Origin of the sequence: Kosakonia oryzendophytica, from assembly GCF_900094925.1 — a bacterium.
Taxonomy (GTDB): Bacteria; Pseudomonadota; Gammaproteobacteria; order Enterobacterales; family Enterobacteriaceae; genus Kosakonia; species Kosakonia oryzendophytica.
In genome coordinates, this window is record NZ_FMAY01000017.1 from 66490 (window position 1) to 85349 (window position 18860).

The following is an 18860-nucleotide window of genomic DNA, read 5'->3' on the forward strand; positions in this document are numbered from 1 at the left end:
ACTACTAAGGTATGTTCAAAACGAAGTCAAAACAAAGTTAGCACGGCTGAAGCCGGGCGTCCAGCGATCCACATAAAATAGGAGTGCTGGCGCGCCGGCTGAGCCCGGATTATGCCAGGTTGGCGTCCAGGAACTCTTTCAGTTGGCCTTTAGACAAAGCACCGACTTTGGTTGCCGCCACTTCGCCGTTTTTGAACAGCAGAAGGGTTGGAATCCCGCGAATACCGTACTTCGGTGCGGTACCTGGATTCTGGTCAATGTTCAGCTTGGCAACGGTCAGTTTGCCTTCGTACTCAGTAGCGACTTCATCCAGAATCGGGGCGATCATTTTACACGGACCACACCACTCTGCCCAGAAATCGACGAGAACAAGCCCGTTTGCTTTGAGTACATCCGTGTCAAAACTATCGTCAGTCAGGTGAATAATTTTATCGCTCATATATAACTCCACAGGAATAAGCCTGGCGTGTTGGTGTAGCATAAAACAGCAACGTGTTGATGCCACAATAACCAACTAAAGGTTGACTTTATTTCACCGGATACGCTTTCGTAAAGCAATAGTAAGCTGATATTCTACCACACTATGAGCAAAACACATTTAACAGAACAGAAGTTTTCCGACTTCGCCCTGCACCCAAAAGTGATTGAGGCCCTTGAAAATAAAGGGTTTCATAATTGCACGCCTATTCAGGCACTGGCCCTTCCGCTGACGCTGGCGGGCCGGGATGTTGCAGGTCAGGCGCAAACCGGTACCGGCAAAACGATGGCGTTTTTAACGTCAACGTTCCACTATCTCCTTTCTCACCCGGCGATCGAAGACCGCAAAGTGAACCAGCCGCGCGCAATTATTATGGCGCCGACCCGTGAACTTGCGGTGCAAATCCACGCCGATGCGGAGCCCCTGGCGCAGGCGACAGGTCTGAAACTGGGCCTGGCTTACGGCGGTGATGGCTACGACAAGCAGCTGAAAGTACTGGAAAGCGGCGTCGATATTCTGATCGGCACCACTGGCCGCCTTATTGATTACACCAAACAGAACCATATTAACCTGGGCGCGATCCAGGTCGTGGTGCTGGACGAAGCCGATCGTATGTACGATCTGGGCTTTATAAAAGATATCCGTTGGCTGTTCCGCCGTATGCCGGCAACCGACCAGCGTCTTAATATGCTGTTCTCCGCGACCCTCTCTTACCGGGTGCGTGAACTGGCGTTCGAGCAAATGAACAACGCTGAATACGTGGAAGTCGAACCGGAACAGAAAACCGGCCACCGTATCAAAGAAGAGCTGTTCTATCCGTCCAATGATGAAAAAATGCGTTTACTGCAAACGCTGATTGAAGAAGAGTGGCCGGATCGTGCAATCATCTTCGCCAACACTAAACACCGTTGTGAAGATATCTGGGGCCACCTGGCCGCAGATGGTCACCGTGTTGGTTTATTGACGGGCGATGTGGCGCAGAAAAAACGCCTGCGCATTCTTGATGAATTCACGCGTGGCGATCTCGATATTCTGGTAGCAACAGATGTGGCGGCTCGTGGTCTGCATATTCCTGCCGTAACACATGTTTTTAACTACGATCTGCCGGACGATTGCGAAGATTACGTGCACCGTATCGGTCGTACCGGTCGCGCTGGCGCAAGCGGCAATTCCATCAGCCTGGCCTGTGAAGAATACGCGCTGAACCTGCCCGCTATTGAAACCTATATTGGCCACTCCATTCCGGTCAGTAAATACAACCCGGATGCCCTGCTCAGCGAACTGCCGCCGCCAAAACGCCTGACGCGCCCCCGCTCTGGCAACGGCCCGCGTCGCAGTGGTGGCGCACCACGTAATCGTCGTCGTTCAGGTTAAAAAAATATGCTCGGTTCCGCCTCGCTTTATGCAGCTATTGATCTCGGTTCCAACAGTTTTCATATGCTGGTTGTACGCGAGGTGGCGGGCAGTATCCAGACGCTGTCCCGCATTAAACGCAAGGTTCGCCTGGCCGCCGGCCTGAGCAGCGAAAATCATCTTTCTCAGGAAGCCATGGAGCGCGGTTGGCAATGTCTGCGGCTGTTCTCTGAACGACTACAGGATATCCCGCAAGAACAAATCCGCGTCGTGGCAACCGCCACGCTGCGTCTGGCAGTTAACGCCCGGACTTTCCTCGATAAGGCGCAAGAGATCCTCGGCTGCCCGGTGCAAGTTATCAGCGGTGAAGAAGAGGCGCGCCTGATATATCAAGGCGTTGCCCACACAACAGGCGGCGCCGATCAGCGTCTTGTCGTGGATATTGGCGGCGCAAGTACCGAACTGGTGACTGGCACCGGCGCGCAAACCACATCGCTGTTCAGCCTTTCGATGGGCTGTGTCACCTGGCTAGAACGTTTTTTTACCGATCGCAATCTCGGGCAGGAGAATTTCCAGGCGGCAGAGCTTGCGGCTCGCGAGGTATTGCGTCCGGTCGCCGGTGAGCTTCGTCGCCACGGCTGGAAAGTCTGCGTCGGCGCATCCGGCACGGTTCAGGCGTTGCAAGAGATCATGATGGCGCAAGGGATGGATGAACGCATCACCCTCGCCAAACTGCAGCAGTTGAAGCAGCGCGCGATTCAGTGCGGGCGTCTTGAAGAACTGGAGATTGAAGGCCTGACGCTTGAGCGTGCGCTGGTTTTCCCAAGCGGCCTGGCGATCTTGATCGCCATTTTCACTGAGATGAATATTGAAAGCATGACGCTCGCCGGTGGCGCATTGCGGGAAGGTCTGGTCTACGGCATGTTGCATCTGGCGGTCGATCAGGATATTCGCAGCCGCACGCTGCGCAATATTCAGCGCCGTTTTATCATCGACACCGATCAGTCAAGACGTGTCTCCACGCTGGCGGGACGCTTTGCGCAGAGCGTTGAAAAAGCATGGGATCTTGATGCTTACAGCACCGATATCCTGAAAGTTGCCTGCGAACTTCACGAAATCGGCCTCAGCATAGAGTTCAAACAGGCACCGCTACATGCCGCCTGGCTGGTACGAAATCTCGACCTGCCTGGCTTTACACCAGCGCAGAAAAAACTGCTTGCCACACTGCTGCTGAACCAGACCAACGCGGTTGATCTCTCGTCATTGCATCAGCAAAACGCCGTACCGCCACGCGTTGCGGAACATCTGTGCCGTTTACTGCGTCTGGCGATTATCTTTGCCAACCGTCGTCGTGACGACCTGTTGCCGGACATTGCCGTTAGCGCACAGGGTGAAAAACTCACACTGACACTTCCTGAGGGCTGGCTGGCTGGCCATCCGCTGGGTGCGGAGTTGATCGAGCAGGAAAGCCAGTGGCAGAGCTATGTACACTGGGCGCTGGAAATCCGGTAACCAATAAGCGTTGATAAGGCCCGGTAGTACCGGGCTTTTTTATTTTCCTTTCGCTTTTGCCAGCATCGCCCGGATATTCGCCACATTGGCCTGGCCTTTGTGCATGCGCTCTTCCGGGCTGACTACCTTGCGCTCTTGCTCCCAGATCAGATCATCTTGCGGTAACTCCAGCAGAAAACGGCTTGGCTCCGGGCGCACCAGCTCACCGTACTGACGACGCTCTTTGCACAACGTGAAAATCAGCTCTTTCTGCGCACGCGTTATGCCAACGTAAGCCAGACGGCGTTCCTCATCAACGTTATCTTCATCAATGCTGCTTTGATGCGGCAGTAAGCCTTCTTCCATGCCGACCAGAAAGACATAAGGGAACTCCAGGCCTTTAGACGCATGCAGTGTCATCAGTTGTACCTGGTCGGACTCATCGTCGCTTTCACCCCGCTCCATCATATCGCGCAGGGTGAAACGCGTGACCACCTGATCCAGCGTCATCGGCTCATCCAGTTCATTACCTTCGAGCATCTCGGTCATCCAGCCAAACAACGTATTGACGTTTTTCATACGCATTTCCGCCGCCTTCGGGCTGGGCGAGGTTTCGAATAACCAGGATTCATAATCAATGCCGTGGATGAGATCACGCACGGCAGCAATGGGCTCACGCTCCGACAGGCGCTGTATATCGCCAAGCCACTGGGTAAAGCGTGTTAAAGACTCATAACCGCGCCCGGTAAGCGTCTGGTTTAGCCCAACGTCAAAGCTGGCGGCAAACAGGCTCTTATTGCGCACCATTGCCCATTCCCCCAGTTTTTGCAGCGTGGCGGAACCAATTTCACGCTTCGGCGTGTTCACAATGCGCAAAAACGCGCTGTCATCATCCGTATTGGTTAGCACCCGCAGATAAGCCAACAGATCTTTAATTTCCGGGCGCGAGAAAAAGGAGGTGCCGCCAGAAATCTTGTACGGAATGCGGTTCTGCATGAGGAATTTTTCAAACACCCGCGACTGATGGTTGCCGCGATAGAGGATGGCATAATCCTTATACTGCGTTTTATTTACATAGTGATGGGCAATCAACTCACCGGTCACGCGCTCAGCTTCATGCTCCTCATGGTTGGCGCTCAGGACTTTCAGCTCCGTACCGTAGCCGAGCTCCGAAAACAGACGTTTTTCAAACACGTGTGGGTTATTGGCGATCAGGATGTTAGCCGCCTTCAGGATACGCCCGGAAGAACGGTAGTTCTGCTCCAGCTTAATGACCTGCAACGCCGGGAAATCCTGACTCAGTAACACCAGGTTTTGCGGCCTCGCGCCGCGCCAGGAGTAAATTGACTGGTCATCGTCGCCTACCACCGTAAACCGTGCGCGCTTGCCCACCAGCAGTTTTACCAGTTCGTACTGGCTGGTGTTGGTATCCTGATATTCATCCACCAGCAGATAGCGGATCTTGTTCTGCCAGCGCTCGCGCACCTCTTCATTGCGCTGCAATAGTAGCGTGGGTAGCAGGATCAAATCGTCAAAATCGAGAACGTTGCACGCCTTCATATGGGCGGTATAAAGACCGTAGCAATGGGCGAACATACGATCCCGTTCGCCGATCGCGCGAGCGGCCGCCTGCTGCGGGGTAAGCAGATCGTTTTTCCAGTTTGAGATCGCCGAGATCAGTTGTTGCAGGACGACTTTGTCATCTTCGATCAGCCCCTCAGTCAGATCTTTGAGGAGGGCGACCTGATCGGTATCGTCGAACAACGAAAAGTTAGATTTCATACCCAGCGCAGCATATTCACGCTTGATGATATCCAGCCCCAACGTATGGAACGTGGAGATCATCAACCCCCGAGCCTCTTTCCGGCCCAGCGTTTGCGCGACACGCTCCTTCATTTCGCGTGCGGCTTTGTTGGTAAAGGTGACCGCTGCAATATGTCGCGCCTGATAGCCGCAACCCCGAATAAGGTGAGCGATTTTATTGGTGATCACGCGCGTTTTACCGGATCCTGCGCCCGCCAGCACCAGGCAGGGGCCGGTGACGAATTCGACGGCTTGTTGTTGTCCGGGATTTAAACGCATAGAAAAAATCACTCAATGAAAGTCAGGAAGGAAATAAACAGCGTGGTAGTATAGCCAGCCCAAACTCCTCCACTCAAGGCACGATCATGGCAAAAACAGCAGCAGCACTGCACATCCTTGTTAAAGAAGAGAAACTGGCGCTGGATCTTCTGGAACAAATCAAAAACGGCGGCGACTTCGAGAAACTGGCGAAAAAACACTCTATTTGCCCGTCAGGCAAAAAGGGAGGCCATTTAGGGGAATTCCGTCAGGGTCAGATGGTACCGGCTTTCGATAAAGTGGTGTTTTCCTGCCCGGTGCTGGAGCCGACCGGCCCGCTGCACACCCAGTTCGGTTATCACATTATCAAAGTGCTGTATCGCAACTAATATAAAGCCCGGTAGCGCTCACGCTTACCGGGCTTACGTTACTGCAGGTCGGGCTGGCGAAACGCTTACCCGACCTCTTTTTTAGCCTGCGACAGCAATACGCTTCATATCGGTCATATAGCCACGCAGTTTCTGACCCACTTTTTCAATCGCATGACTGCGGATCGCTTCGTTCACATCACGCAGTTGCGCGTTATCAACAGCGCCTTCGGCAATCGCCTGGCCCAGATCGCCCGTCTGCAGCGTGGTCATAAACTCTTTCAGCAGCGGAACACAGGCATAAGAGAACAGGTAGTTACCGTACTCAGCGGTATCAGAGATAACCACGTTCATTTCATACAGGCGTTTACGCGCGATAGTGTTGGCAATCAGCGGCAGCTCGTGCAGTGATTCATAGTAAGCTGACTCTTCGATGATGCCGGAGGAAACCATGGTTTCAAACGCCAGTTCAACACCCGCTTTCACCATCGCGATCATCAGTACGCCTTTATCGAAGTACTCTTGTTCGCTGATTTTGCCTTCAAACTGCGGTGCGGTCTCGAATGCGGTTTTACCGGTCTCTTCACGCCAGGTCAGCAGTTTTTTATCATCGTTAGCCCAATCAGCCATCATGCCGGAGGAGAATTCGCCGGAGATGATGTCATCCATATGTTTCTGGAACAGCGGCGCCATAATGCCTTTCAGTTGTTCTGACAGCGCGTAAGCACGCAGTTTTGCCGGGTTAGAAAGACGGTCCATCATCAGAGTGATGCCGCCCTGTTTCAGCGCTTCGGTGATGGTTTCCCAGCCGAACTGAATCAGTTTTTCCGCGTAAGCGGCATCAGTACCTTCTGCCACCAGCTTGTCGAAGCACAGCAGAGAACCAGCCTGCAACATACCGCAGAGAATGGTCTGTTCGCCCATCAGGTCAGATTTCACCTCCGCAACGAAAGAGGACTCCAGAACCCCGGCGCGATGGCCGCCCGTGGCTGCAGCCCAGGCTTTAGCGATCGCCATACCTTCACCTTTCGGATCGTTCTCCGGGTGCACAGCAATCAGGGTCGGTACGCCAAAACCGCGTTTGTACTCTTCACGCACTTCGGTACCCGGGCATTTCGGCGCAACCATCACCACGGTGATGTCTTTACGGATCTGCTCGCCCACTTCGACGATATTGAAACCATGGGAGTAACCCAGCGCCGCGCCATCTTTCATCAGCGGCTGTACGGAACGCACTACGTCAGAGTGTTGCTTGTCCGGCGTCAGGTTAACCACCAGATCCGCCTGCGGGATCAGCTCTTCATAGGTGCCAACGTTAAAACCGTTTTCGGTCGCTTTGCGCCAGGATGCACGTTTTTCAGCGATCGCTTCCTTACGCAGCGCGTAGGAGATATCCAGGCCAGAGTCGCGCATATTCAGACCCTGATTCAGGCCTTGGGCGCCGCAGCCGACAATGACCACTTTTTTACCCTGAAGGTAGCTTGCGCCATCGGCAAATTCTTCACGCGCCATAAAGCGACATTTGCCCAGCTGCGCCAGCTGCTGGCGCAGGTTCAGTGTATTAAAGTAGTTAGCCATGGTGAGACCTCATGATGTTGTGTTGTCGTGCTTATTGTTCGGTTCGCTGTTTCGCGAGATTGAACCCACTATATGACAGGAAATGCGTTGCTTAAATTGATATATTAACAATGTGACATTGCAATTTTTGCAATACAAATTTGTGGAGCCTGTCTCATGGATTTACGCGACCTGAAAACTTTTCTGCATTTGGCGGAAAGCCGCCATTTTGGCCGTAGCGCGCGGGCCATGCACGTCAGCCCTTCCACGCTCTCGCGCCAGATTCAGCGACTGGAAGAGGATCTCGGCCAGCCGCTTTTTGTGCGGGATAACCGCACCGTCACACTGACCGAAGCGGGAGAAGAACTGCGCGTTTTCGCTCAACAAACTTTATTGCAGTATCAGCAACTCCGCCACACGATAGACCAGCAAGGCCCCTCCCTTTCCGGCGAGTTGCATCTGTTTTGTTCCGTTACTGCGGCGTACAGCCATTTGCCGCCGATCCTCGATCGCTTCCGTGCTGAACATCCGTCGGTGGAAATCAAACTCACCACCGGCGATGCCGCCGACGCGATGGAAAAAGTGGTCACTGGCGAAGCAGATCTGGCGATAGCCGGGAAACCGGAAACCTTGCCCGGCGCAGTGGCTTTTTCCATGCTGGAAAATCTTGCTGTTGTGCTGATAGCCCCGGCCTTACCCTGCCCGGTACGCAACCAGGTTTCGCAGCCAGATCCCGACTGGTCGACGGTGCCGTTTATTATGGCGGATCAAGGGCCAGTGCGCCGCCGCATTGAGCTGTGGTTTCGTCGTCATAAAATCAGTAACCCGTCGATTTACGCCACCGTTGGCGGCCACGAAGCAATGGTATCAATGGTCGCATTAGGCTGTGGCGTAGCGCTGATTCCGGAAGTGGTGCTGGAAAACAGCCCGGAACCGGTGCGCAATCGGGTGATGATCCTTGAGCGCAGCGACGAGAAAACCCCGTTCGAGCTGGGCGTATGCGCACAAAAAAAGCGGCTGCATGAGCCGCTTGTCAGTGCATTCTGGCAAATCTTGCCCAACCATTAACCGACTAACCGGCGAGGAAAAACCGGAACGCCGGGTTATGCGTCTCATCATGGCAATCATAACCGAGCTCATTGAGCCGGGTTTCGAAGTCCGGCTCATGATCCGCCAGCTCAAACGCCGCCAGCACACGACCATAATCAGTACCGTGGCTGCGATAATGGAACAGCGAGATATTCCAGTGAGTGCCGAGCGTGTGTAAAAACTTCAGCAGCGCGCCGGGGGATTCCGGGAATTCAAAACTGTATAAGCGCTCTTGCAACGGCTTAGATGGCCGACCGCCGACCATGTAACGCACGTGCAGTTTCGCCATCTCATCGTCGGAGAGATCCACCACGTCATAGCCGCCTTTATGCAGCAGTTCGAGTATCTCTTTACGTTCTTCTACCCCACGGCTTAAGCGCACGCCGACAAAAATGCAGGCGTCCTTCGCATCCGCAAAGCGATAGTTAAACTCGGTAACAGAACGCCCGCCAAGCAACTGGCAGAACTTCAGAAAGCTGCCTTTCTCTTCCGGAATTGTGACCGCCAACAGTGCTTCGCGCTGTTCGCCCAGTTCGCAACGCTCGGAGACATAGCGCAGACCGTGGAAATTGACATTAGCGCCGGAAAGCACATGCGCCAGTCGTTCGCCGCGAATATTATGCATAGCGATGTATTTTTTCATGCCCGCCAGCGCCAACGCACCGGAAGGTTCAGCCACAGCGCGAACGTCTTCGAACAGATCTTTCATCGCCGCACAAATCGCATCGCTATCCACGGTGACGATGTCGTCGAGATAAGCCTGACACAGCCGGAACGTTTCGTTGCCGATACGTTTTACCGCCACCCCTTCCGCAAACAGCCCGACACGGGGTAAATCAACCGGATGGCCCGCATCCAAGGCGGCTTTCAGACAGGCCGACTCTTCCGCTTCGACGGCAATAACCTTGATTTGCGGCATCAGTTGCTTAATCAACACCGCTACGCCCGCCGCCAGACCGCCGCCGCCCACCGGTACAAAAACGCGATCGATATGCGCATCCTGCTGTAAAAGCTCCAACGCCAGTGTCCCCTGCCCGGCAATCACCATCGGGTGATCGAACGGCGGTACAAAGGTGAAACCCTGCTGTTGCGACAGCTCAATGGCTTTAGCTTTGGCTTCATCAAAGTTAGCGCCGTGCAGCAGTACCTCGCCGCCGAAGCCTCGTACCGCATCAACTTTGATATCCGCAGTCGCGACCGGCATAACGATAAGCGATTTAATACCAAGCCGGGTGGAAGACATTGCCACACCTTGCGCATGGTTGCCTGCCGAAGCCGTGATTACGCCGCTTGCTTTCTGCTCTTCCGTCAGCCCGGCGATCATCGCGTACGCCCCACGCAGCTTAAAGCTGTGCACTGGCTGCCTGTCTTCGCGTTTCACCAGAATGACGTTATCAAGACGCGAAGAGAGCTTTTCCATTTTTTGCAGCGGCGTTACCTGCGCCGCTTCATAAACCGGTGCGCGAAGCACCGCCCTCAGGTATTCCGCCCCTTCGGGGGCGGCGGAGAGGGGTTGGGATTCGGCCATCATTAACCCCCGAGTTTAGATTTATCGCGTACTGCGCCTTTGTCTGCACTGGTCGCGAGGCTGGCATAGGCGCGCAGCGCAAAGGATACCTGACGTTCGCGATCGACAGGCGTCCAGGCTTTATCACCGCGGGCTTCCTGGGCTTCACGACGCGCAGCCAGTTCCTGATCGCTCAGTTGCAGTTGAATGCTACGACTCGGAATGTCGATAGCAATGATGTCGCCATCTTCAATCAGGCCGATGTTGCCACCGCTGGCCGCTTCGGGTGAAACGTGACCGATAGAAAGACCGGAGGTACCGCCGGAGAAACGACCGTCGGTGATCAGTGCGCAGGCCTTACCTAAACCCATTGATTTCAGGAAGCTGGTTGGATAAAGCATCTCTTGCATACCTGGGCCACCTTTTGGACCTTCGTAGCGAATCACCACGACATCGCCGGCTACCACTTTGCCGCCGAGGATAGCCTCAACAGCCGCGTCCTGGCTTTCGTACACTTTCGCCGGGCCGGTAAATTTCAGGTTGCTGTCATCAACACCCGCTGTTTTCACGATACAACCGTTCTCCGCAAAGTTGCCGTACAGCACCGCCAGACCGCCATCTTTACTGTAAGCATGATCCAGCGAGCGGATACAGCCTTCAGCGCGATCGTCATCCAGCGTGTCCCAGCGGCAATTCTGCGAAAATGCTTGCGTGGTTCGGATGCCTGCCGGACCTGCGCGGAACATGGTTTTCACCGCCTCGTCTTTGGTCAGCATCACATCGTATTGTTCAAGGGTTTGCGGCAACGACAGGCCCAGCACGTTTTTCACGCCGCGGTTCAGCAGGCCTGCACGATCCAGCTCTCCGAGGATACCCAACACGCCACCGGCGCGATGCACATCTTCCATATGGTATTTCTGTGTACTTGGTGCGACCTTACACAACTGCGGCACCTTGCGGGAAAGCTTGTCAATGTCGCTCATGGTGAAGTCAATTTCCGCTTCCTGCGCGGCGGCCAGCAGGTGCAGAACAGTATTGGTCGAACCGCCCATGGCGATATCCAGCGTCATGGCATTTTCAAACGCCGCTTTGCTGGCGATATTACGCGGCAACGCACTGGCATCATCCTGCTCGTAATAACGTTTGGTCAGTTCAACAATGCGTTTGCCGGCATTGATAAACAGATCTTTGCGATCGGCATGGGTGGCGAGAAGTGAGCCATTACCCGGCTGAGAAAGGCCCAACGCTTCAGTCAGGCAGTTCATTGAGTTGGCGGTAAACATACCGGAACAGGAGCCGCAGGTAGGGCAAGCGGAACGCTCAACCTGTTCACTCTGATCGTCAGAGACTTTCGGGTCTGCGCCCTGGATCATTGCATCCACCAGATCGAGTTTGATGATCTGGTTAGAGAGTTTGGTTTTCCCGGCTTCCATGGGGCCGCCGGAAACAAAAATGACCGGAATGTTCAGACGCAGGGAGGCCATCAGCATCCCCGGGGTGATTTTGTCGCAGTTGGAAATACACACCATGGCATCGGCGCAGTGGGCATTCACCATATATTCAACAGAATCAGCAATCAGCTCGCGGGAGGGCAGTGAGTAAAGCATACCGCCGTGCCCCATCGCGATGCCATCATCGACAGCAATAGTATTGAACTCTTTCGCGACGCCGCCTGCGGCTTCAATTTGCTCCGCAACCAGTTTACCAAGATCGCGCAAATGGACGTGGCCCGGCACGAACTGGGTAAACGAGTTCACGACGGCAATAATCGGTTTGCCAAAATCGGCATCGGTCATCCCGGTTGCGCGCCACAGCGCGCGGGCACCCGCCATATTGCGCCCGTGGGTGGTGGTGGCGGAACGGTACTTAGGCATGCTTAAACTCCCAGTCTATCCTGTAGATGGGATGGTGCGTGCCACCCCATGTTTCTCTGTATACCCTAAATCATTCTGGTTGCAGGAAGGCGGCAAGCAAGTGAATCCTCAGGAGCTTACATAAGTAAGTGACTGGGGTGAACGCGTGCAGCCAACACACTTACAACCTGAAGTATGATGGGTATTTATTGGTTAACTTGATCCAACCAGCCCCATTTATCCTCGGTTTCACCGGTGAAGAGGCCAAAGAATGCTTGCTGAATGCGTTTGGTAACCGGGCCACAACGGCCTTCACCAACCTGGATACCATCGACGCTGCGTACCGGCGTGATTTCTGCGGCGGTACCGGACATGAACACCTCATCCGCCAGGTACAGAGATTCGCGGGACAGTACCTGCTCGCGTACTTCAATATTCAGCTCTTTCGCCAGCTTAATGATGGCATCACGCGTGATACCCGGCAGTGCGGAAGAAGTAAACGGTGGGGTAAACAGGATACCGTCTTTCACTTCAAACAGGTTTTCGCCTGCGCCTTCAGAGATATAGCCGTTCACATCCAGCGCGATACCTTCCTGATAACCATGGCGGCGCGCTTCGCTACCAACCAGCAGGGATGAAAGGTAGTTACCACCGGCTTTTGCAGCTGTCGGAATGGTGTTTGGCGCAACGCGGTTCCAGGAAGACACCATGGCGTCGATCCCCTGATCCAGCGCTTCAGCGCCGAGATAAGCTCCCCACGGGAACGCAGCGATGATCACGTCAGTGGAGTAACCTGCTGGCGGGTTCACGCCCATACCCACGTCGCCCACAAATACCAATGGGCGGATATAAGCGCTGGTCAGGTTATTTTTGCGGATCACGGCACGGCATGCCTCCATCAGTTCGTCAGTGCTCTGAGAAACCGGGAAACGGTAAATTTTTGCAGAGTCTTGCAGGCGCTGCATATGTTCACGATGGCGGAAGACCACAGGACCTTTGTGAGAGTCGTAGCAACGGATGCCTTCAAATACAGACGTACCGTAATGCAGCGCGTGGGACATCACGTGGACTTTTGCGTCTTCCCACCGAACCATCTCGCCATTGAACCAAATGTAGTCTGCTTTTTTCGTCGTCATTGTTCTTCCTATTGCGCTTATGCGCGGATTTGTTGTGATTGTGATGATGTGGCGCGCTGTCGGATATCAACCCTGGCAACGTCGACAAGTTTGCTCAACTGGCTAAACAGTAATTCGACAGGGCGCGGACTGGCAACGGTCAATTCAATATTTATATTCCGCGCATCACTGGCGGTTTCCATGTTCATCGCGCACACCTGAAAGCCACGGTGGCGTACCACACGCAATACGCGTTCTAACGTTTCCGGGTTGAAACGAGCCTCAACGGCGACTTGATGTTGCATCATGATAATTTCTCCAGCATTTGTGCATTACTGGCGCCGGGCGGCACCAACGGCCAGACATTCTCAAGTTCGTCGATTGAGACATGAAGCAAATATGGCCCCTGGCACGAAAGCAGGGTGTCGAGTGCCGCTTCAACCTGGTCTTTACGGGTGATGTGCTGGCCGGGGATGCCAAAGGCGCTGGCCAGCGTAAGGAAATCGGGGTTATCGGTCAGGGTGGTTTCGCTATAACGTTCATTGAAGAATAACTGCTGCCATTGACGAACCATCCCTAAGCGCTGGTTATCCAATAAAATGATCTTCAGCGGTAATTGTTTGCGTTTTACGGTGCCCAGCTCCTGAACATTCATCATGAAAGAGCCGTCACCGGAGATACAGATAACCGTATCGTCCGGGCGGGCAACCTGCGCCCCCACCGCAGCAGGCAAACCAAATCCCATGGTGCCTAATCCGCTGGAAGTAATGAAGTTTTCCGGGCGATTGAAACTCAGATGCTGGGCCGCCCACATTTGGTGCTGTCCCACATCGGTGGTCACTACGCTATTTTCCGGTTTACGCTCAGAAAGCTGCTTTAACAGCAGAGGGGCATAGATAGCCTCACCGGGATGGTCATAACGCCAGGCATGCTCGCGGCGCAGGTCGGCGTTGAACTGACGCCATTCGTCAATCATCAACGGTTGCTGCAACGCAGGCAGCAAGGCATTTAAATCACCCTGTAGCGCAACGTGCGCCTGGCGCAATTTGCTCATTTCCGCAGGATCGATATCCATATGGATGACTTTGGCGTGCGGCGCGAATGTGTTCAGTTTGCCGGTGACGCGATCATCAAAACGCGCGCCAACGGCAACCAGCAAATCACACTCCTGCACCGCAAAGTTTGCCGCTTTCGTCCCGTGCATACCCAACATGCCAAGGTAGTAAGCGTACTCCGCCTCAACTGCGCCTAACCCCTTCAGTGTGCAGGTAACCGGCATTTTTGTGACCGCAAGGAAGTCACGCAATGCCGGAACAGCCTGAGCCATTCCCACGCCGCCGCCGACATACAGCATCGGTTTTTTAGCCTGAGAGAGCATCTGATACGCGTCAGCAACCTGCTCTTGCGGAAAGGAAACATCGTCTTCAACGGTGGAGAAATAGGGCTCCAGATTACCGACTGCCAGCTGGATATCTTTTGGGATATCAACCAGTACCGGACCAGGACGGCCAGAATTGGCAATGTGAAAAGCCTCGGCCATCACGCGGGGTAAATCCTCCAGCGACTCAACCAAAAAGCTGTGTTTCGTACAGGCCAGGGATAAACCCAGCACGTCTACTTCCTGAAATGCATCGGTACCGATAAACGGCGCTGCAACCTGCCCTGTGATAGCGACGACCGGAACGGAATCTAACAGTGCATCGGCAAGACCTGTGATCAGGTTGGTGGCACCAGGACCAGAGGTGGCGATACACACACCAGTCTTACCCGTAGAGCGGGCATACCCGATGGCTGCCATCGCCGCGCCTTGCTCATGCCGACACAGTAGGTGTTCCACGCCGCCGTCATACAATGCATCGTAAACCGGCATAATTGCGCCACCCGGATACCCGAATACGGTATCGACTTTCTGTGCCCGCAACGCATGTACTACCCACTGTGCCCCATTCATAGTTAGTTCCCCGCCGGATATCGGGAGAAACAGAATTTTGTGCTACAACTCATTCTCTGCTCCTCGTTAATGTTTTTAGGTCATAAAAAAACCCCCGGACCTTTCGGTGCGGGGGTCTTAGTTCGTTAAGGCTTGTTTTTTAAGCCTTTCCTCGTCCAAGTGCAGCCCCGCACGGTGGGATAATAATCACCACCACGCTAATCACGACCAGGCTAATCACTCGTAGAAGGGCTGTCATTTGTGTTCGTTCTTGCTTCATGTTCGAAGGAATGCCTAAAGAGTTATCACAGATTTGAGACAGGACACAAGAAATATTTATGACTTATTTTGCGAGACAGTCGACAGGTTGCTAAAAAACCTTTGTTTTATATAGCAAAAAAGAAGGGTGAAAATATTTCACTTTTTCATGGCACTGTTCAGAGATTGAACATCCCTATAACTGATCATGCGAACGCGCTTCCAACAGTGTGAAAAGTGTTTAGGCTTGCGATGAAAGAACGGGAAACATCACGCAAAAAGAAAAAAACAGCAGAGAAATGACAAAACTGAGAACCGATAATGCCCCGAAAAGGAGGTGTTATGGCGTTGTCAGTAATTTACACACGGGCAGTTCTGGGGGTCGCCGCACCGCTGGTGACGGTAGAAGTCCATATCAGCAATGGACTGCCCGGTCTGACTATCGTTGGACTGCCAGAAACGACTGTCAGGGAAGCGCGAGACAGAGTACGTAGCGCACTTATCAACAGCGGCTATGAGTTTCCCGCTAAACGGATCACCATCAACCTGGCACCGGCGGATCTACCTAAAGAAGGAGGTAGATACGATTTACCCATTGCCATCGCGCTTCTCGCTGCCTCTGAGCAGCTTACAACCGGAAAGTTAAGCCATTACGAGTTTGTCGGCGAACTCGCGCTTACAGGGGCATTACGCGGGGTTCCTGGTGCTATCTCCTGTGTGATGGAAGCCTTAAAAGCCCACAGAAACATCATCCTTGCGCAGGGGAACGAAGCAGAAGCCAGCCTGGCACAAACGCAGGCATGCCTTGTTGCTGGACATTTACAAGAGGTCTGCGCCTTTCTGGAAGACAAACATCAATTGTTACCACCGAAGCCTTTTCACCTCCCTCAGGAAGTGCACAGTGAAGATTTAAGTGATGTTATCGGACAAGAACAGGGAAAACGGGCGCTGGAAATCACCGCTGCCGGCGGACATAATCTCTTGCTCATCGGACCACCCGGCACAGGAAAAACAATGCTGGCAAGTCGGTTAGGTGGATTACTTCCACCACTGAGCAATCAGGAAGCGCTGGAAAGCGCTGCGGTGATGAGTGTGTTAAACGCCGCCAACCTCACCCAGCATTGGCGACGGCGACCGTTCCGTTCGCCTCACCACAGCGCCTCACTCGCAGCTATGGTTGGGGGAGGTTCAATACCCGGTCCGGGTGAAATTTCGCTGGCACATAACGGCGTACTATTTCTCGACGAGTTGCCAGAATTTGAGAGGCGGGTACTGGATGCGTTACGCGAGCCGATTGAGTCAGGGAAAATTGATATTTCCAGAACACGAGCGAAAGTCACTTACCCGGCACGGTTCCAATTGATCGCCGCCATGAACCCTAGCCCTACAGGGCACTATCAGGGGAAACATAACCGCTGTACGCCGGAACAAACGTTACGCTATTTGGCAAAATTATCAGGCCCGTTTCTCGATCGTTTTGATCTCTCACTGGAGATACCGCTTCCTGTCGCCGGGCTAATGAGTCAGACGCAAGTCAAAGGTGAATGCAGTGAAACGGTTCGTGCCCGCGTTGTGAGCGCGCAAGCGCGCCAGTTGGCTCGTCAGGATAAACTCAACGCGCGGCTTGAGAGTAGCGAAACCAGGCTGTTCTGTTCACTCTCCGGGGAGGATAGCGACTGGCTGGAAGAGACATTAATACGTTTGGGTCTGTCTGTGCGGGCCTGGCAGCGTCTGCTAAAGGTAGCAAGGACCATTGCCGATCTGGAGCAGCAAGAACGGATTCAGCGTTGCCACCTGCAGGAAGCGCTAAGTTACCGTGCTATCGACAGGCTATTTGTTCATCTGCAAAAAATGCTGAGATAAAAAAAGGGGCCGCAGCCCCTTTGTCTTAATCGTCGGAATCTGTGTAGTCTTCCGTGCCCTCTGTCTGCGGCTTACCGCCGGACAGGGTATGAAAACGCTTCGGACGCTTAATGCGCGCCATATACTTAATCCAGACACGTTCTGCTTCAGTGCTGGGTTCACGTTCTCCACGGCAAACGGCAATAAACTGCATCTCTTCTTCGGTCATCGGTTCGCGCTTGCCGAGCTCCAGCTCGTTAAAGGCATAACCATGACGCTCAAGCAGTTGAGCCTCTTTGATGGTGAAATCACCGTGGCGAGAGAACCCGCGTGGATAATTTTTATTGTCGAAAAAACGATTCGTCGTCGTAAAGCTTTCCGCCATCCTGCACGCTCCTAATTCTTTGGCCGAGCTATTTATGGCGCGGAGTATTAGTTACGCTTGACAGAGTGTAAAACAAAACATTTAAATCATTACGACAAATATTTTTGTGGAGAAAGCTGTGGATACGGAATTATTAAAAACTTTCCTGGAAGTGAGCAGGACTCGTCACTTTGGTCGGGCGGCTGAAGCTCTCTATTTGACGCAATCTGCGGTGAGTTTTCGTATTCGCCAACTGGAAAACCAGCTTGGAGTCAATCTTTTCACTCGTCATCGTAATAACATCCGTCTGACAGCTGCAGGAGAAAAACTTCTGCCTTACGCAGAAACGTTAATGAACACATGGCAGGCAGCAAGGAAGGAAGTCGCGCACACTTCACGTCATCACCAATTTTCTATCGGTGCCAGCGCTTCACTGTGGGAATGCATGCTAAGCGATTGGCTGACCAGGCTTTATGATCTTGGCGGTAATCTGCAGTTTGAAGCGCGTATTGCACAGCGGCAATCGCTTGTTAAGCAGTTGCATGAGCGTCAGTTAGATCTGCTGATCACCACCGAGACGCCCAAAATGGATGAGTTCAGCAGTCAGCTGCTGGGACATTTCACGCTGGCGCTGTATTGCTCAGCACCTGAAAAAACAAAATCAGAGCTAAATTACCTTCGTCTGGAATGGGGGCCTGATTTCCAGCAGCATGAGGTGGAATTGATTGCCAGCGATGATGTGCCCACATTGACGACGAGCTCGGCAGAAGTTGCGCATCGCCAGTTAACTCAATTGAATGGCTGTACATGGTTACCTGTCTTATGGGCAGATAAAAAAGAATGCTTACACCAGGTGACGGATACTGTGGCGCTTTCCCGTCCGCTTTATGCCATCTGGTTGCAGAACAGTGACAAACAAAACCAGATCAAAGATCTCTTGAAGATCAAAGTGATTGATTGAACCGTGAGGCAAGGATGCTGAATGGTATTCCACAGAAATGAGATAAAAAAACGCAAAAAAAAATCCTTAGCAAATAAATGCTAAGGATTGTTTCTGGCAGGGGCGGAGAGACTCGAACTCCCAACACCCGGTTTTGGAGACCGGTGCTCTACCAATTGAACTACGCCCCTAAATAGGGTGGCGGAACGGACGGGACTCGAACCCGCGACCCCCTGCGTGACAGGCAGGTATTCTAACCGACTGAACTACCGCTCCACCGAATTTGTCACTTTACCGGTTTTTACACCGGTTTACTGCTTAATTTGATGCCTGGCAGTTCCCTACTCTCGCATGGGGAGACCCCACACTACCATCGGCGCTACGGCGTTTCACTTCTGAGTTCGGCATGGGGTCAGGTGGGACCACCGCGCTAGTGCCGCCAGGCAAATTCTGTCATCAACACACCTTCCGGTCTGTCAATCTAATCTGTATCAGGCTGATTATTGTCTCTCTTCCGCCAAAACATCTTCGGCGTTGTAAGGTTAAGCCTCACGGTTCATTAGTACCGGTTAGCTCAACGCATCGCTGCGCTTACACACCCGGCCTATCAACGTCGTCGTCTTCAACGTTCCTTCAGGAGACTTAAAGTCTCAG

The 18860-nt window shown here is 53.3% G+C and carries 17 protein-coding genes, 2 tRNA genes and 2 rRNA genes; 6 read left to right on the plus strand and 15 right to left on the minus strand.

Annotated features, from left to right (window positions below; translation table 11 throughout):
• Nucleotides 1–109 precede the first annotated feature (109 nt).
• Nucleotides 110–439, minus strand: coding sequence for a thioredoxin TrxA (gene trxA, locus GA0061071_RS21500; protein WP_061499209.1), 330 nt, complete (start codon nt 437–439; stop codon nt 110–112).
• Nucleotides 440–583: 144 nt separating this feature from the next.
• Between trxA and rhlB the strand changes: the two genes are divergently transcribed.
• Together rhlB and gppA are read left to right on the plus strand one after the other, a co-directional pair.
• On the plus strand, nt 584–1852 hold the full coding sequence (gene rhlB, locus GA0061071_RS21505) for an ATP-dependent RNA helicase RhlB (RefSeq protein WP_061499212.1): 1269 nt from the start codon (nt 584–586) through the stop codon (nt 1850–1852).
• Between the two features lie 6 nt (nt 1853–1858).
• Nucleotides 1859–3343 carry a guanosine-5'-triphosphate,3'-diphosphate diphosphatase gene (gene gppA, locus GA0061071_RS21510; protein WP_088237710.1) on the plus strand — a complete coding sequence of 495 codons (1485 nt, stop codon included), beginning with the start codon at nt 1859–1861 and terminating at the stop codon, nt 3341–3343.
• A 39-nt stretch (nt 3344–3382) separates the two neighbouring features.
• Here gppA and rep read toward each other — a convergent pair whose 3' ends face one another.
• The gene (gene rep, locus GA0061071_RS21515) at nt 3383–5404 is read right to left on the minus strand and encodes a DNA helicase Rep (protein WP_088237709.1); all 2022 of its coding nucleotides are present in this window, start codon (nt 5402–5404) and stop codon (nt 3383–3385) included.
• Nucleotides 5405–5490: 86 nt separating this feature from the next.
• On the opposite strand from rep, the gene ppiC reads away from it, so the two are divergent.
• Entirely contained in the window at nt 5491–5772 is a 282-nt protein-coding gene (ppiC, locus tag GA0061071_RS21520) for a peptidylprolyl isomerase PpiC (RefSeq protein ID WP_001140255.1), read from the plus strand.
• An 81-nt stretch (nt 5773–5853) separates the two neighbouring features.
• Here ppiC and ilvC read toward each other — a convergent pair whose 3' ends face one another.
• The gene (gene ilvC / locus GA0061071_RS21525; protein ID WP_061499223.1) at nt 5854–7329 is read right to left on the minus strand and encodes a ketol-acid reductoisomerase; all 1476 of its coding nucleotides are present in this window, start codon (nt 7327–7329) and stop codon (nt 5854–5856) included.
• Nucleotides 7330–7485: 156 nt separating this feature from the next.
• Between ilvC and ilvY the strand changes: the two genes are divergently transcribed.
• Nucleotides 7486–8376, plus strand: a complete 891-nt coding sequence (gene ilvY, locus GA0061071_RS21530; RefSeq protein WP_061499226.1) for an HTH-type transcriptional activator IlvY — start codon at nt 7486–7488, stop codon at nt 8374–8376.
• Between the two features lie 4 nt (nt 8377–8380).
• Here ilvY and ilvA read toward each other — a convergent pair whose 3' ends face one another.
• The 7 genes from ilvA to ilvL all read right to left on the minus strand — a co-directional run bounded on the left by ilvA (nt 8381) and on the right by ilvL (nt 15061).
• A complete protein-coding gene (ilvA, locus tag GA0061071_RS21535) occupies nt 8381–9925 on the minus strand; it encodes a threonine ammonia-lyase, biosynthetic (protein ID WP_088237739.1) in 1545 nt (514 codons plus the stop codon).
• A 2-nt stretch (nt 9926–9927) separates the two neighbouring features.
• Nucleotides 9928–11778: a dihydroxy-acid dehydratase gene (gene ilvD, locus GA0061071_RS21540; RefSeq protein ID WP_088237708.1), complete on the minus strand. Its 1851-nt coding sequence runs from the start codon at nt 11776–11778 to the stop codon at nt 9928–9930.
• A gap of 185 nt (nt 11779–11963) precedes the next feature.
• Nucleotides 11964–12893 (minus strand): branched-chain-amino-acid transaminase, encoded by a 930-nt coding sequence (gene ilvE, locus GA0061071_RS21545; protein ID WP_061499237.1) that lies wholly within the window; start codon nt 12891–12893, stop codon nt 11964–11966.
• A 17-nt stretch (nt 12894–12910) separates the two neighbouring features.
• Nucleotides 12911–13180 (minus strand): acetolactate synthase 2 small subunit, encoded by a 270-nt coding sequence (ilvM, locus tag GA0061071_RS21550; RefSeq protein ID WP_017459702.1) that lies wholly within the window; start codon nt 13178–13180, stop codon nt 12911–12913.
• Nucleotides 13177–14823, minus strand: coding sequence for an acetolactate synthase 2 catalytic subunit (gene ilvG, locus GA0061071_RS21555; protein WP_061499240.1), 1647 nt, complete (start codon nt 14821–14823; stop codon nt 13177–13179). The genes ilvM and ilvG overlap by 4 nt, the downstream gene beginning before the upstream one ends.
• Nucleotides 14824–14825: 2 nt before the next feature.
• Nucleotides 14826–14876 (minus strand): peptide IlvX, encoded by a 51-nt coding sequence (gene ilvX / locus GA0061071_RS23820; protein WP_209446748.1) that lies wholly within the window; start codon nt 14874–14876, stop codon nt 14826–14828.
• Between the two features lie 86 nt (nt 14877–14962).
• Nucleotides 14963–15061: an ilv operon leader peptide gene (ilvL, locus tag GA0061071_RS21560; RefSeq protein ID WP_001311244.1), complete on the minus strand. Its 99-nt coding sequence runs from the start codon at nt 15059–15061 to the stop codon at nt 14963–14965.
• A gap of 341 nt (nt 15062–15402) precedes the next feature.
• On the opposite strand from ilvL, the gene GA0061071_RS21565 reads away from it, so the two are divergent.
• A complete protein-coding gene (locus GA0061071_RS21565) occupies nt 15403–16923 on the plus strand; it encodes a YifB family Mg chelatase-like AAA ATPase (protein ID WP_088237707.1) in 1521 nt (506 codons plus the stop codon).
• Between the two features lie 25 nt (nt 16924–16948).
• On the opposite strand, the gene GA0061071_RS21570 is transcribed toward GA0061071_RS21565, so the two are convergent.
• Nucleotides 16949–17287, minus strand: coding sequence for a MaoP family protein (locus GA0061071_RS21570; RefSeq protein ID WP_061499247.1), 339 nt, complete (start codon nt 17285–17287; stop codon nt 16949–16951).
• A gap of 106 nt (nt 17288–17393) precedes the next feature.
• Between GA0061071_RS21570 and hdfR the strand changes: the two genes are divergently transcribed.
• Entirely contained in the window at nt 17394–18227 is an 834-nt protein-coding gene (hdfR, locus tag GA0061071_RS21575; protein ID WP_088237706.1) for an HTH-type transcriptional regulator HdfR, read from the plus strand.
• Between the two features lie 94 nt (nt 18228–18321).
• Here hdfR and GA0061071_RS21580 read toward each other — a convergent pair.
• The 4 genes from GA0061071_RS21580 to GA0061071_RS21595 all read right to left on the minus strand — a co-directional run.
• A tRNA-Trp gene (locus GA0061071_RS21580) sits at nt 18322–18397 on the minus strand.
• 8 nt (nt 18398–18405) lie between these two features.
• Nucleotides 18406–18482 (minus strand) — tRNA-Asp (locus GA0061071_RS21585).
• Between the two features lie 52 nt (nt 18483–18534).
• A 5S ribosomal RNA gene (rrf, locus tag GA0061071_RS21590) occupies nt 18535–18650 on the minus strand.
• Between the two features lie 94 nt (nt 18651–18744).
• Nucleotides 18745–18860, minus strand: a 23S ribosomal RNA gene (locus GA0061071_RS21595); the annotation flags it as partial.